Genomic DNA, 13,212 nt, shown 5'->3' with positions numbered 1-13,212 from the left:
ACGTGGACTCCGTCGGGTGTGGTCGCACTCGGGTGGATGACAGTCCACCTGGCGGCGCTGCGTCACATCCAACGAGAGGACAACAACAATGAGCGTCAAGCGCACGTCACGTGCTCGCGCCTTCGTCATGGCCGGAGCCTCGCTCGCGGTCGCCGGCCTGCTCGCGGGCTGCACCGCGGGAGGCGCGGAGTCGAGCGTCACCGAGAACCAGAACTCGGCCGAGGAGAACGCGGCGTCGGGCGACACCGTCGTCATCGGCTTCTCGGGCCCCGCGGCCGACCACGGCTGGCTCGGTGCGATCAACTCCGCCGCCCTCGCTGCGGCCGAGTCCTACGACGACGTCGAGCTGCGCGTCGCGGAGGGCACGAACGACGCCAACCTCCAGATCAGCCAGGTCGAGACCTTCATCAACGACGGCGTCGACGCCATCGTGCTGCTGCCCACCGACGGTGCGGCGCTGACCGAGGTCGCGACCCAGGCCATGGAGGCCGGCATCCCCGTCATCAACGTCGACCGCGAGTTCTCGAGCCCGTTCGCGGCCCGCGCCACGATCCTCGGCGACAACTACGGCATGGGCGTGTCCGCGGGCACGTACATCTGCGAGCGCCTCGAGGGCCAGGAGGATGCGGTGGTCGCCGAGATCGCCGGCATCGACTCGCTGCCGCTCACGCAGGACCGCTCGCAGGGCTTCGCCGACGCGCTGTCCGACTGCGGCCTCGAGGTCTCCAACCGGGTCGCCGCCGACTTCACCATCCAGGGCGGCGAGGCCGTGACCTCGCAGCTGCTCTCGGCGGCACCGCAGATCGACGCGATCTGGAACCACGACGACGACCAGGGCGTCGGCGTGCTCGCCGCCATCGAGGCCGCGGGTCGCGACGAGTTCTTCATGGTCGGCGGCGCCGGCAGCGCGAACGCGATGCGGGCGATCGAGTCGGGTGACTCGGTGCTCGAGGCCACGGTCATCTACCCGTCCACCCAGGCGGCCGACGGCATCGCCCTCGCGCGCCTGATCGCCCAGGGCAAGACCATGAGCGACCTGTACACGCCGAGCGTCCCGAACCGCATCGTGCTCGACGCGCCGGTCGTCACGGCCGACAACGTCGACGAGTACATCGAGTACGCGTTCGAGTCCTGATCCGAACACCCCGAGGCCGGGCGTCCGCTCCGGACGCCCGGCCTCCCCCTACACAGAAAGGCGGCTTCGATCCGCATGGGTGAACGACTTCGCGTCGCGATGGTGGGCAACGGCTTCATGGGCGCCGCCCACTCGCAGGGATGGCGCGTGGCTCCGAGGTTCTTCGACCTCCCGGTCCGGCCGACGATGGAGGTCCTCGTCGGACGGCGCCCGGCGCACGTCGCCGAGGCGGCCGAGAAGTGGGGCTGGCAGGAGACCTCGGTCGACTGGCGCGAGGTCGTCGAACGCGACGACATCGACGTCGTCGACATCGTCACCCCGGGCGACAGCCACGCCGAGATCGCGATCGCCGCGCTCGAAGCCGGCAAGCACGTGCTCTGCGAGAAGCCGCTCGCCAACTCGACCGCGGAGGCCGAGGCCATGACCCGGGCGGCCGAGGCCGCGTCGGAACGCGGCATCCGCTCGATGCTGGGCTTCACCTACCGGCGCGTCCCCGCCACCGCGTTCGCCCGGAAGCTCATCGCCGACGGCCGGATCGGAGAGGTGCGACACGTCCGCGCGTCGTACCTGCAGGACTGGCTCGTCGACCCGGCCGCACCGATGACCTGGCGCCTCGAGAAGGACCGCGCGGGCTCCGGCGCGCTCGGCGACATCGGCGCCCACGCGGTCGACCTCGCCGAGTACATGACCGGCCTGCGGCTGGGCGAGGTCTCGGGCGTCCTCGAGACCTTCGTGCGCCGCCGCCCCCTCGCGACGGCCCCCAGTTCCGGAGCCATCGCCGGCTCCGCCTCCGTCGACCCGGCGACCGAGTACGGTGAGGTGACCGTCGACGACGTCGCCCTGTTCCGCGGCCGGTTCGGCTCCGGCGCGCTCGGCACGTTCGAGGCGTCGCGCATGGCGACGGGGCGCAAGAACTCGCTGAGGGTCGAGGTGTCGGGCTCGCAGGGCGCGATCGCCTTCGACCTCGAGAACCTGAACGCGCTCGAGTTCTACGATGCCACCGAGCCCGCCGTCGAGCAGGGCTTCAAGACCATCATCGTGACCGAGCCCGGGCACCCCTGGGTCGACGCCTGGTGGCCGGCCGGCCACATGCTCGGCTACGAGCACGGCTTCGCCAACCAGGCGAAGGACTTCGTGGACGCGATCGCCGCCGGCACCGCGCCGCAGCCCTCGTTCGCCGACGGACTGCACGTGCAGCGCGTGCTCGACGCGGTCGAGCACAGCTCGGGAACGGACGGCGCCTGGGTGGGCGTCGTCGGCGCGGCGGACTGATCCGGGCCGTCCGCGCCGTTCGGCCCGGTGCGACGATGCGCCGGGCGGGGAGGAGAGGACCATGTCGCTGCAGGAACGGGCGTACGCCGTCCGGACGCATGGCGACGACGGGGGATCCGCCGGGTCGTCCGGCGGGGTCGCCGCCGGCGCGGTCGCGGGCGCGCGCACGCTCGCCCAGTCCGATGCCGAGGCCGAGCTCGTCGAGCGCGTCGGCCTGGCCGTGGCACGGACGACGGGCGCCGTGGCCCGCACGTGGAGTTCCCTCGCCGCCTCGGCGGCCGGATCCGATCCCGAGCCCCGCGAGCTGATCGACCTGCTCGCCGCGCAGGGCGGCGGGAAGCAGCTGCGGGCCCGGCTCGCGATCGCCGCGTACCTCGGGATGGGCGGCGACTCGGCCGAGGTGTGCGACGCGCTCGGCGCCTCGGTCCAGCTGCTGCACACGGGTCTGTGCATCCACGACGACCTGATCGACGGCGACGACCGGCGGCACGGACGGCTGAACGTGGCCGGCAGCGTCCGCGCGGCATGGGCCTCGGCCGGCGCGGGCGCCGAGGTCGCCGACCGGCAGGCGACCTCCGCCGCCCTGCTCGCCGGCGACCTGGCGATCAGTGCGAGCGTGCGCGCCCTCGCCGGCGCGCCGGTCGTCGCCGAGACCCGGATCGCGCTCGTGCTCGAGCTGCTGTCCTCGCTCGATGCGGCCATCGCGGGCGAGCTCATGGACGTCCGGAGCGAGCAGCTGCCGCCGGTGCGCGCGCTGCCCATCCGGATGGCCGAGTTGAAGACCGCCGGCTACAGCGTGATCCTGCCCTTGCGGCTCGGCGCGATGGCGTCGGGACGCGCCGACGGCGCGGTGCTCGCGGCGCTCTCGGAGTACGGGCGCCACCTGGGCGTCGCGTACCAGCTCAAGGACGACGAGCTCGCGGTCTTCGGCGATCCCGAGCGCACGGGCAAGTCCACGAGCTCCGACGTTCGCGGAGGCAAGCGGACCCGGCTGCTTCAACTGGCGCTCGAGGGCGCCGCGCCGGAGGTCCGCGAACTGCTCGAACGGGAGGTGGGCCGCGCCGACCTCAGCGAGGCGGGTGTCGAGCGCGTGCGCGCCGTGATGCGCGAGTCGGGTGCGCTCGAGCGGCACCGCGGTCTGATCGTCCGGCACGCTGCGGCCGCGGCGGCCGCGCTCGACGGAGCGGGCGTGACCGAGGGCCTCGATGCGTACCTCAGGGTCATCGCCCGGGGCGTTCCCGGACGCGAGTCCTGACTTCAGTCGACGACTGCGCAAGTTACCGCGCAGATCATGCGACTTCTGTTTGACCGAGGATGCAACCTCCGCTAGCGTCGGAGCGGGCGAGTCGCGACGCGGACGTCCCGGCGCAACGGTGCACACGGATGAGGAGTGGTTCGACGATGAACGAAGGTCGTACGGGAGTCTGGTTCGTCGGTGCACGCGGCAGCGTCGCGACCACGGCGACGATCGGCTTGGCGGCCCTGGCCGAGGGCGTGGCCCGGCCGGTGGGCCTGGTCACGGCCGGCACCGCCTTCGAGGGTGTGCCGCTGCCCGGCTTCGACGACTTCGTCGTCGGCGGCCACGACGTCGACGACACGCCGCTCCTCGAACGCGCCCGTCGCCTCGCCGCGGGCGGCATGATCTCCTCCGCCACGGTCGAGGCCGTCGCGAGCCGGCTCGAGGCCGCCGACGCCGAGATCCGCGTCATCCCCCGCCGGGCGCGCGGCTCCCAGCAGCGCGAGATCCGGCTGCGCGCCGACGACATCCGCTCGTTCCGCGAGCGGCACGGCCTCCGCCGCGTCGTGGTGATCGACGTCGCGTCGACCGAGCCGCTGCCCGCCGACCGTCCCGAGTTCCACGACCGCGACGCGCTCGCGGCCGCCCTCGCCGAGGAGGGCGCCGAGCTGGTCCCGTCGAGCACGCTCTCCGCGCTCGCCGCCGTGTCGGAGGCCGGTGCCCCGTACGTCTGCTTCACCCCGTCGATCTCGCTCGGCATCCCCGCCCTGCACGACGTCGCCCTCGAGGCGGGCGTCCCCATCGCCGGCCAGGATGGCAAGACCGGCGAGACCCTGCTGCGCACCGTGCTCGCCCCCATGTTCTCCTCGCGCGGCATGCGCGTGATGTCGTGGGCCGGCGCGAACCTGCTCGGTGGCGGCGACGGTGCGACGCTCGCCGACCCGGCCGCGGTCGAGTCGAAGCTCGCCTCGAAGAACCGCGGCCTGCACGACCTGCTCGGCCACGACGTCGTCACGCCGCTGCACATCGACAACGTGCCCGATCTCGGCGACGTGAAGACCGCGTGGGACCACGTGCACGCCGAGGGCTTCCTCGACACGCGCATCACGCTCCAGACGACCTGGACCGCCTACGATTCGACCCTCGCCGCCCCGCTCGTGATCGACCTCGCGCGACTGCTCGCGCTCGCCGACGAGGCCGGCCTCGCCGGCCCGATCGCCGAGCTCGGCTACTTCTTCAAGGACCCGTGGGGCAGCGATGAGCACGCCTTCGCGCGCCAGGCCGACGAGCTCGTCTCGTGGGCGCTGCGCACGGCGGTGCGGAGGACCTCGGCGCAGGTGGCCTGACGGTGGACGGTTCCACCTTCCTCCAGCTCGTCCGCGCACCCGCCGGCCTCACGGTCCTCGGCGACGCGACCGCCGGCATGGCCACCGCGGGTCGCACGGGGTTGCGGCCCAGGCTGGGCCTGCCTGTCGCGTCGGTGCTGCTGTACTGGGGCGGCATGGCGCTGAACGATGCCGCCGACGCCGAGCTCGACCGCGTCGAACGGCCCGAGCGCCCGATTCCGTCCGGCCGGATCTCGAGGCGCTCCGCATTCGCCGTCGCCGGCGCACTGACGGTGGCCGGCGTCGCCGTCGCCGGGCTCACCGGCGGGCGGAGCTCGCTCGCCGTCGCGGTCCCGCTGGCGGCATCCATCTGGACCTACGACCTCGTCGCGAAGCACGGCTGGTCGGGTCCGGTCGTCATGGGCGCCTGCCGCGGCCTCGACGTGCTCCTCGGCTCGGGTCGCGAGCGCGCCGCCGACGCCGTGCGCCCCGCGCTCGTGATGGCGGCGCACACCGCGAGCGTCACCGCGCTCGCCCGCGGCGAGGTGCACGGCACCCGGCCGGCCACCGCCGTCGCCGCGTCGCTCGCGACGATCGCGACCGCCGCGGCCACGGTCCGTCCCGAGCCGACCGCCGCGGGCCTCGTCTCGGTCGCCGCCGCGGCACGGTTCGCGGTACCGACCCTGCGCGCGCAGGTCGAGGCGGTCGGCTCGCCCGACGCCCCCGTGGTGCGCACGGCCACCCGGCGCGGCATCCTCGCCATGATCCCGCTGCAGGCCGCGCTCACCGCGCGGGCCGGTCGACCGGTCGACGCGCTCGTGCTGCTCGCGATCGACGCGGTCTCCGCGCTCCGGGGCCGCCGCCCCGCGAAGGGTCGTGACATCACGTGAGCTCGACCTCGACCTCCGCCCGCCCTCGGCCTCTGCTCGGCTACGGCACGAACGGCCTCGCCGACCACCCGCTCCACGACGCGCTCGACCTGCTGCAGTCCAACGGCTACGACGCCGTCGCGCTGACGCTGGGTCATCCGCACTTCGACGCGTTCGGCGACGGATGGCTCGACCGGGCGGTCGCGCTCCGCGACGAGCTCGAACGGCGGGGCCTCCGCGTGGTCGTCGAGACCGGCGCGCGGTACGTGCTCGACCCCGCGCGCAAGCACCGGCCCAACCTGCTCGACGACGACGCCGAGGCGGCGGCGCGGGTCGCCTTCCTGGTGCGGGCGGTCGAGGTCGCGGAGGTGCTCGGGGCGGAGTGCGTGTCGCTGTGGTCGGGTGTCCTGCCCGAGGGCGTCGCGGCGGAGGTCGCGTGGCAGCGCCTCGTCGCGAACCTGCGCCCCGTCGTCGCCGCGGCCCGCGCGGCCGGGGTCCGGCTCGGATTCGAGCCCGAACCGGGCATGCTCGTCGAGACCGTGGCCGATGCGCTGCGGCTGCGGGGCGAGCTCGGAGACCCGCCCGAACTCGGCATCACGGTCGACCTCGGTCACTGCGTCGTCGTCGAGCCCGACGGCGTCGACGGGGCCCTCCGCGCGGCGGGCGACCTGCTCGTCAACGTCCAGGTCGACGACATGCTGCCGCGGGCGCACGAGCACCTCGAGCTCGGCACGGGCGTGGTCGACCTCGACCTGGCGTTCCGCACGCTCGCCGAGCTGGGCTACGCCGGCGTCGCCGCGATCGAGCTGCCGCGGCACTCGCACGCGGCGCCGCGAGTCGCGGCCGAGAGCATCGCACGCATGAACGACGTCATCGAGAGGATCGGGTGAGACGCATGGAGGGGACCGACCGCATCGGAGCGCGCTATCGCGACGGCGACACCGAGGAGCGCATCCGCGTGCTCGACGAGCTGAACGGGCTCGCCTCGTCGGCGCCGGCGGACGAACCGCTGCGCAACACGGGCGTGGGGATCGTGAAGGACGCCCTCCGGGCCAACGACCCGCGGCTCGTCGGGACCGCGATGGGCGCGTTCGCCGCCCGGTACCTGCCCGACCACGACTGGCGGCACGGCGTCGTGAAGCTCGTCTTCATGGGCGTGCCGATCGCGGTCGTCGCCGGGCTCGACGAGCGGAAGGACGCCGAGCTCGCGCGCATGGCCGAGGACCTCGCGGAGGAGCGGGAGGCCGCCGGCCGTCCCGTCCCCGACGACCTGCGGTCGCTGCTGCCGGCGGCCGACGCATCACGAGAGGGAGGCCGCTGACATGCGCATCTTCGACCCGCACATCCACATGTCATCTCGCACGACCGACGACTACGAGGCCATGTACGCGGCCGGGGTGCGCGCGCTCGTCGAGCCGTCCTTCTGGCTCGGCCAGCCGCGCACGAACGTCGGCTCCTACGTCGACTACTTCGACGCGCTGACCGGCTGGGAGCGGTTCCGCGCCTCGCAGTTCGGCATCCGTCACCACTGCGCGCTCGCGCTGAACCCGAAGGAGGCGAACGACCCGCGCTGCCGCGAGGTCATGGCCGAGCTGCCCCGGTTCCTCGGGCGGGAGTCGGTCGTGGCGATCGGCGAGACGGGCTACGACTCGATGACGCCCGAGGAGGATGAGGTGCTCGAGGCGCACCTCGCGCTCGCGATCGAGCACGGCCTGCCCGTGATCGTCCACACACCGCACCGCGACAAGAAGCACGGAACGCGCCGCACGCTCGAGGTGATCGCGCACTCTGGCATCGCGCCCGAGCTCGTCGTGCTCGACCACCTCAACGAGGTCACGATCGAGATGGTGAAGGAGAGCGGCGCCTGGATGGGCTTCTCGATCTACCCCGACACCAAGATGGACCCGCAGCGCATGGTCGCGTTGCTCCAGCGGTTCGGCACCGAGCACGTGCTCGTGAACTCCGCGGCCGACTGGGGTCGCTCCGACCCGCTGCTCACGGCGAAGACCGGCGCCGCCATGCTCGATGCGGGCTTCGACGATGCCGACGTCGACGCCGTGCTCTGGCAGAACCCGGTCGACTTCTTCGCGCAGAGCGGACGGCTCGACCTCACGCCGCTGCACGGCTTCGACCTCGCGAGCGAGCCCGAGCTGTTCTCGGGCAACTCGATCCTGCGGGGCGCAGCGGATGTCGCGGCGCCGGCCGTGCCCGGGGCGGCGCGCTGATGCACCTCTCGTACTGCACCAACGTGCATCCCGCCGAGGATCTCGACGGCGTCATCCGCCAGCTCGACGCGTACGCCGGGCCGGCTCGGCTCGCCGCCGGCCTCGACACGCTCGGCGTCGGCCTGTGGCTGCCCGCCCCGCTCGCGGCGCGGCTCGCGACCGAGCCCGCCGCGGTCGAGCGCCTGCGCGCGGCGCTCGACCGGAACGGGCTCGAGGTCCGCACCCTGAACGCGTTCCCGTACGAGGCGTTCCATGCCGAGGTCGTGAAGCTCGACGTCTACCGACCCGACTGGACCGACCCGGCGCGTCTCGAGTTCACGATCGACGCGGCGCGGGTGCTGGCCGCGCTGCTGCCGGAGGGTGCCGAGGGGTCGATCTCGACGCTGCCGCTGGGCTGGCGCGAGGGATGGGACGACGAGGCCGATCGCGCGGCGACGGCCGCGCTCGTCGCGCTCGGTGCGGAGCTCCGGGCCATCCGAGCCGAGGCGGGTCGCACCATCCGCATCGCGATCGAGCCCGAGCCGGGCTGCGTGCTCGACGACGTCGACGACGTCGTCGCGTGGCTCGCCTCGCACCGCGACCGCGTCGACCTCGACCACATCGGCGTCTGCCTCGACACGTGCCACCTGGCGGTGTCGTTCGCCGACCCGTCGGCGGCGGTGGCGCGCATCGCCGACGCCGGCATCCGGGTCGTGAAGGTGCAGGCGTCGGCCGCGCTCCACGTCGAACGGCCCGCCGATCCGGAGGCGCGGCGAGCGGTCGGCGCCTACGCGGAGGACCGCTACCTGCACCAGGTCCGCGAGGACGCGGCCGGCGGCGTCATCCGCGTCGACGACCTGCCCGAGGCGCTCGACGCGCTGCCCGCGACGGCGCCGTGGCGCGTGCACTTCCACGTGCCGCTGCACCTCCAGCCCGAGGCGCCGCTGTCGTCGACGACCGACGTGCTGCGTACCGCGCTCGCGGCGGTGCGCGAGGTGCAGCCCGTCGACCAGCTCCACGTCGATGTCGAGACGTACACGTGGTCGGTGCTGCCGGGCGGGCCGGTGGACCTCGTCGACGGCATCGCCGCCGAGCTGCGTTGGGCCGCGGCCGAGCTGCTCGAGCGGACGGGGCAGCCGGCATGAGCGGCAAGGTGCTGCTCCTCGACGTCGTCGGCCTGACCGCCGACGCGCTCCGGCACATGCCGCGGCTGAACCGGATGGCGCGGGCCGGGGGTCGTGCCGAGCTCGGCACCGTGCTGCCCGCCGTCACCTGCTCAGTGCAGTCGTCGGTGCTGACCGGCGCGATGCCCTCGAGCCACGGCATCGTGGGCAACGGATGGTACTTCCGCGGCCTGGGCGACGTGCTGCTGTGGCGCCAGCACAACCGCCTGGTCGAGGGCGAGAAGCTCTGGGAGACCGCCCGCCGCCGGCACGGCGGCGAGTACACGAGCGCGAACCTCGGCTGGTGGTACGCGATGGGCGCGACGACCGACCTCACGGTCACGCCGCGTCCGATCTACCACGCCGACGGACGAAAGTCGCCCGACTTCTACGCGCGTCCGCCGCGCCTGCACGACGAGCTGCGGGAGGAGCTCGGCGAGTTCCCGCTGTTCCAGTACTGGGGCCCCACCGCGTCCATCCGCTCCACGCAGTGGATCGTCGACGCGACCCGCCGCGTGCTCGCCGACCCGGACACCCCCGACCTCACGATGGCCTACCTGCCGCACCTCGACTACGACCTGCAGCGGTCCGGGCCCGACGGGCCCGAGGCCGCACGGGCCGCCGCCGAGCTGGACGCCGCGATGGCGCCGCTGCTCGACCAGGCCGAGGCGCAGGACGTCACGGTCGTCGCACTCGCCGAGTACGGCATCGCCCGGGCCGACCACCCGGTCGACGTCAACCGGGTGCTGCGCCGCGCGGGCCTGCTCGAGGTGTACGTGCAGGACGGCCGCGAGCAGCTCGACCCGTGGACCTCGCGCGCGTTCGCGGTCGCCGACCACCAGGTTGCGCACGTGTACGTCCCCGATCCCGCCGACGTGCCGCGGGTCGCGGCGCTCCTGCGCGACCTCGACGGGGTCGACGAGGTGCTCGACCGCGAGGCACAGGCCCGGTACGGGCTGGACCACGCCCGGTCGGGCGAGCTCGTCGTGGTGGCCGCACCGGGAGCCTGGTTCACCTACTACTTCTGGCTCGACGACGATCGCGCACCCGAGTACGCGCGCGGCGTCGATATCCACCGCAAGCCCGGCTACGACCCGGCCGAGCTGTTCTTCGACCCCGCCGACCGGCTCGCGAAGGCCAAGGCCGCCGGCAACCTCGTCCGCAAGAAGCTGGGGCTGCGCTACGCGATGAGCACCGTCCCGCTCGACCCCTCGTGCGTGCGAGGCACGCACGGTCGCCTGCCCGACTCCGCCGCCGACACCCCGCTCCTGCTCGCCTCCGACCCGCGCTTCCTCGACGGAGTCGGCGACCGCGTGCACGCGACCGAGGTCCGCGACCTCGTCCTCCAGTGGCAGGGGCTGGGGGCCGCCACGACGTCCGAACCCCACGAAAGGATCCGAGCATGACCGACACGCCCGCCACGACGCATCCCGTCACCCTCTTCACCGGCCAGTGGGCCGACCTGCCGTTCGAGGAGGTCGCGCGCCTGGCCTCCGAGTGGGGCTACGACGGCCTCGAGATCGGCGTCGGCGGCGACCACCTCGACACGAAGCTCGCCGACGAGGAGCCCGGCTACCTGAAGGAGAAGCTGGAGCTCCTGAAGCGCTACGACCTGAAGGTCTATGCGATCTCGAACCACCTCACCGGCCAGGCGGTCTGCGACGACCCGATCGACTTCCGTCACCAGGCGATCGTGCGCCCGTACACGTGGGGCGACGGCGACGCCGAGGGCGTGCGGCAGCGCGCCGCGGAGGACCTCAAGCGCACCGCCCGCGTCGCCCGCAAGCTCGGCGTCGACACCGTCGTCGGCTTCACCGGCTCGAAGATCTGGCAGTACGTGGCGATGTTCCCGCCCGTGCCCGCCTCGGTCATCGACGCCGGCTACGAGGACTTCGCGAACCGATGGAACCCGATCCTCGACGTGTTCGACGACGAGGGCGTGCGGTTCGCGCACGAGGTGCACCCATCGGAGATCGCGTACGACCACTGGACCAGCGTCCGCACGCTCGAGGCGATCGACCGTCGCCCGGCGTTCGGCTTCAACTGGGACCCGAGCCACATGATGTGGCAGGGCGTCGACCCGGTCGGCTTCATCTGGGACTTCAAGGACCGGATCTACCACGTCGACTGCAAGGACACGCGCATCCGCACCGCGAACAGCCGCAGCGGCATCCTCGGCTCGCACCTGCCCTGGGGCGACCCGCGCCGCGGCTGGGACTTCGTCTCGACCGGGCACGGCGACGTGCCCTGGGAGGACGCGTTCCGTGCGCTCGACGCGATCGGCTACACCGGCCCGATCTCGGTCGAGTGGGAGGACGCCGGCATGGACCGCCTGCACGGCGGGCCTCAGGCGCTCGAGTTCGTGCGCTCGCTCATCTGGCCGCGCCCGACCGCCTCGTTCGACGCGGCCTTCTCCAACCAGTGACACGCCGAATCCCGGGTTCGTGCGGATGCATCCGCGCGAACCCGGGATTCGCTGCTTCCGGCAGCTACGCGACCGGGGCGAGCGGCGCGAGAGGTTCGCGCAAGTCGAGGATCGAGCCTCGCACCTCGGCGGCATCGGGGTACCGCTCCTCGTGGGCGAGGCCCACGCCGGCGAGGCCGAGCCGTGAGGCCGCGGCATCCGTCACGAACAGGTACGGCCGGTACCCGATCCGCTCCCGGATGCCGTTCTTCAGCAGCCGGTGCGCGACCGTGACCGCGGGACCGAGCAGGTCGCTGCCGCCGCCGACGCCGTGCCGCACGCAGACCCCGCGGTGCAGGATCACCTTGAGGTCGAGGTAGGCCACGTTCGGGCAGGCGGTGCAGATGTGCTCGGGTCCTGGCGTGGCCCGCGTCCGAGCGGCGAGGAACTCGTCGTACATGGTCGCGATGCGCTCGAGCACGCGATCGCCGGCGCCGTCGAGCGACCCGCCGGAGGCGCACGCGAACACCGCGTCGCCCTCGAGCTTCACGAGCGCGAACTCGGGCCCCACGCCGGTGCTCACGCTGTCGAGCAACTCCGCGAGCAGCGAGTAGGCGATCGGGATCCCCTCGCTGAAGTCGACGCCGTGCGCCTCCTCGACGCTCGCGAGGAACGAGGAGAACCCCGAGATGTCGGCGATGAGGAGATACCGCTCGCCCGCAGCCGACTCCGCCGCCGTCGATGCCGCGAGCTCCATGGTCCCTCCGGGATGTGCCGTCGGGGCGAGTCTACGTCGACCCCGACCACCTGCGAAGGGTGAGCGGATGCCGCGGGCGGAGGGCGAGCCCGCGACATCCGCTCGCAGCTACGCCCGCTCGGTCACCGTTCCGTGCGTGAGGTGGAGCCGCCGCTCCGCGCGCCTCGCGACGGCGGAGTCGTGCGTGACGATGACGAGCGTGAGCCCGCGGTCGCGCCAGAGGCCCTCGAGGAGGTCCATGATCTCGTCGCGGGTCTGCTCGTCGAGGTTGCCGGTGGGCTCGTCCGCGAGGAGCACCTCGGGCTCCTTGACCAGCGCCCGCGCGATCGCGACCCGCTGCTGCTGCCCGCCCGACAGCTCGCTCGGCGCGTGGCGGGCGCGGTCGCCCAGGCCGACCGACTCCAGCGCCGCCGTGGCGCGCCGGCGGCGCTCGTCGGCCGCCACGCCGAGCGGCTCGAGGGCCGTCTCGACGTTCTCCTGGGCGGTGAGCGTCGGGATCAGGTTGAAGCCCTGGAAGACGAATCCGATCTCCCTCGCGCGGATGCCGCCGAGCTTCGCATCGGGCATGCCCGACAGGTCGGCCTCGCCGAGCGAGACCCGGCCCGACGTGGGGCGGTCGAGCGCGCCGAGCAGTTGCAGCAGCGTCGACTTCCCGCCGCCGGTCGGGCCCTGGATCGCGACGAGCTGCCCCGTCGGGATGGTCAGGCTCACGTCGTTCAGCGCCGCGACCTGCCGTTCCTTCAGCCGGTAGGTCTTGGAGACGTTCTCGAGGGTGTACATGGGGTGGTTCCTTCCGTCGTGCGGATCGTGCAGGGGAGGTGAGGGCGAGCGGATGCCGCGGCATCC

13 protein-coding genes are annotated in these 13,212 nt (G+C 73.2%); 11 read left to right on the top strand and 2 right to left on the bottom strand.

The window, feature by feature from the left end; genetic code table 11:
• The first annotated feature begins 88 nt into the window (after positions 1 to 88).
• The 11 genes from ACZ4TW_RS12490 to ACZ4TW_RS12440 all read left to right on the top strand — a co-directional run bounded on the left by ACZ4TW_RS12490 (position 89) and on the right by ACZ4TW_RS12440 (position 11,630).
• Positions 89 to 1,135 (top strand): substrate-binding domain-containing protein, encoded by a 1,047-nt coding sequence (locus ACZ4TW_RS12490; protein WP_465543044.1) that lies wholly within the window; start codon positions 89 to 91, stop codon positions 1,133 to 1,135.
• Positions 1,136 to 1,210: 75 nt separating this feature from the next.
• Positions 1,211 to 2,407, top strand: a complete 1,197-nt coding sequence (locus ACZ4TW_RS12485) for a Gfo/Idh/MocA family protein (protein WP_465543043.1) — start codon at positions 1,211 to 1,213, stop codon at positions 2,405 to 2,407.
• A 61-nt stretch (positions 2,408 to 2,468) separates the two neighbouring features.
• Entirely contained in the window at positions 2,469 to 3,662 is a 1,194-nt protein-coding gene (locus tag ACZ4TW_RS12480) for a polyprenyl synthetase family protein (RefSeq protein ID WP_465543042.1), read from the top strand.
• A 146-nt stretch (positions 3,663 to 3,808) separates the two neighbouring features.
• Positions 3,809 to 4,990, top strand: coding sequence for an inositol-3-phosphate synthase (locus ACZ4TW_RS12475; protein ID WP_465543041.1), 1,182 nt, complete (start codon positions 3,809 to 3,811; stop codon positions 4,988 to 4,990).
• Positions 4,942 to 5,859: an SCO3242 family prenyltransferase gene (locus ACZ4TW_RS12470; protein ID WP_465543040.1), complete on the top strand. Its 918-nt coding sequence runs from the start codon at positions 4,942 to 4,944 to the stop codon at positions 5,857 to 5,859. The genes ACZ4TW_RS12475 and ACZ4TW_RS12470 overlap by 49 nt, the downstream gene beginning before the upstream one ends.
• Positions 5,856 to 6,728 (top strand): sugar phosphate isomerase/epimerase family protein, encoded by an 873-nt coding sequence (locus tag ACZ4TW_RS12465; RefSeq protein ID WP_465543039.1) that lies wholly within the window; start codon positions 5,856 to 5,858, stop codon positions 6,726 to 6,728. The genes ACZ4TW_RS12470 and ACZ4TW_RS12465 overlap by 4 nt, the downstream gene beginning before the upstream one ends.
• Before the next feature lie 5 nt (positions 6,729 to 6,733).
• Complete coding sequence (locus ACZ4TW_RS12460; RefSeq protein WP_465543038.1) at positions 6,734 to 7,159, top strand: EboA domain-containing protein; 426 nt, start codon at positions 6,734 to 6,736, stop codon at positions 7,157 to 7,159.
• 1 nt (position 7,160) lies between these two features.
• Positions 7,161 to 8,063 (top strand): TatD family hydrolase, encoded by a 903-nt coding sequence (locus ACZ4TW_RS12455; RefSeq protein WP_465543037.1) that lies wholly within the window; start codon positions 7,161 to 7,163, stop codon positions 8,061 to 8,063.
• Entirely contained in the window at positions 8,063 to 9,187 is a 1,125-nt protein-coding gene (eboE, locus tag ACZ4TW_RS12450) for a metabolite traffic protein EboE (RefSeq protein ID WP_465543036.1), read from the top strand. Before ACZ4TW_RS12455 ends, eboE begins: the two co-directional genes overlap by 1 nt.
• On the top strand, positions 9,184 to 10,611 hold the full coding sequence (locus tag ACZ4TW_RS12445; RefSeq protein ID WP_465543035.1) for an alkaline phosphatase family protein: 1,428 nt from the start codon (positions 9,184 to 9,186) through the stop codon (positions 10,609 to 10,611). Before eboE ends, ACZ4TW_RS12445 begins: the two co-directional genes overlap by 4 nt.
• On the top strand, positions 10,608 to 11,630 hold the full coding sequence (locus ACZ4TW_RS12440; protein ID WP_465543034.1) for a sugar phosphate isomerase/epimerase family protein: 1,023 nt from the start codon (positions 10,608 to 10,610) through the stop codon (positions 11,628 to 11,630). The genes ACZ4TW_RS12445 and ACZ4TW_RS12440 overlap by 4 nt, the downstream gene beginning before the upstream one ends.
• A 64-nt stretch (positions 11,631 to 11,694) precedes the next feature.
• Here ACZ4TW_RS12440 and ACZ4TW_RS12435 read toward each other — a convergent pair whose 3' ends face one another.
• On the bottom strand, positions 11,695 to 12,366 hold the full coding sequence (locus ACZ4TW_RS12435; protein WP_465543033.1) for a DUF2652 domain-containing protein: 672 nt from the start codon (positions 12,364 to 12,366) through the stop codon (positions 11,695 to 11,697).
• A 108-nt stretch (positions 12,367 to 12,474) separates the two neighbouring features.
• A complete protein-coding gene (locus ACZ4TW_RS12430) occupies positions 12,475 to 13,146 on the bottom strand; it encodes an ABC transporter ATP-binding protein (RefSeq protein ID WP_465543032.1) in 672 nt (223 codons plus the stop codon).
• Between the last annotated feature and the right edge of the window lie 66 nt (positions 13,147 to 13,212).

Source organism: Agromyces sp. NPDC029043 (assembly GCF_055564615.1).
Note: the sequence above shows the minus strand (reverse complement) of the source record. Positions and strands in the feature narration are given on the sequence as shown.

Bases quoted from the DNA above. Each gene is read 5' to 3' on its own strand.
- ACZ4TW_RS12435 (WP_465543033.1), bottom strand. From the start codon at position 12,366: ATGGAGCTCGCGGCATCGACGGCGGCGGAGTCGGCTGCGGGCGAGCGG.
- ACZ4TW_RS12440 (WP_465543034.1), top strand. From the start codon at position 10,608: ATGACCGACACGCCCGCCACGACGCATCCCGTCACCCTCTTCACCGGC.
- ACZ4TW_RS12475 (WP_465543041.1), top strand. From the start codon at position 3,809: ATGAACGAAGGTCGTACGGGAGTCTGGTTCGTCGGTGCACGCGGCAGC.
- ACZ4TW_RS12485 (WP_465543043.1), top strand. From the start codon at position 1,211: ATGGGTGAACGACTTCGCGTCGCGATGGTGGGCAACGGCTTCATGGGC.
- ACZ4TW_RS12455 (WP_465543037.1), top strand. From the start codon at position 7,161: ATGCGCATCTTCGACCCGCACATCCACATGTCATCTCGCACGACCGAC.
- ACZ4TW_RS12490 (WP_465543044.1), top strand. From the start codon at position 89: ATGAGCGTCAAGCGCACGTCACGTGCTCGCGCCTTCGTCATGGCCGGA.
- ACZ4TW_RS12445 (WP_465543035.1), top strand. From the start codon at position 9,184: ATGAGCGGCAAGGTGCTGCTCCTCGACGTCGTCGGCCTGACCGCCGAC.
- ACZ4TW_RS12460 (WP_465543038.1), top strand. From the start codon at position 6,734: ATGGAGGGGACCGACCGCATCGGAGCGCGCTATCGCGACGGCGACACC.
- ACZ4TW_RS12430 (WP_465543032.1), bottom strand. From the start codon at position 13,146: ATGTACACCCTCGAGAACGTCTCCAAGACCTACCGGCTGAAGGAACGG.
- ACZ4TW_RS12480 (WP_465543042.1), top strand. From the start codon at position 2,469: ATGTCGCTGCAGGAACGGGCGTACGCCGTCCGGACGCATGGCGACGAC.
- eboE (WP_465543036.1), top strand. From the start codon at position 8,063: ATGCACCTCTCGTACTGCACCAACGTGCATCCCGCCGAGGATCTCGAC.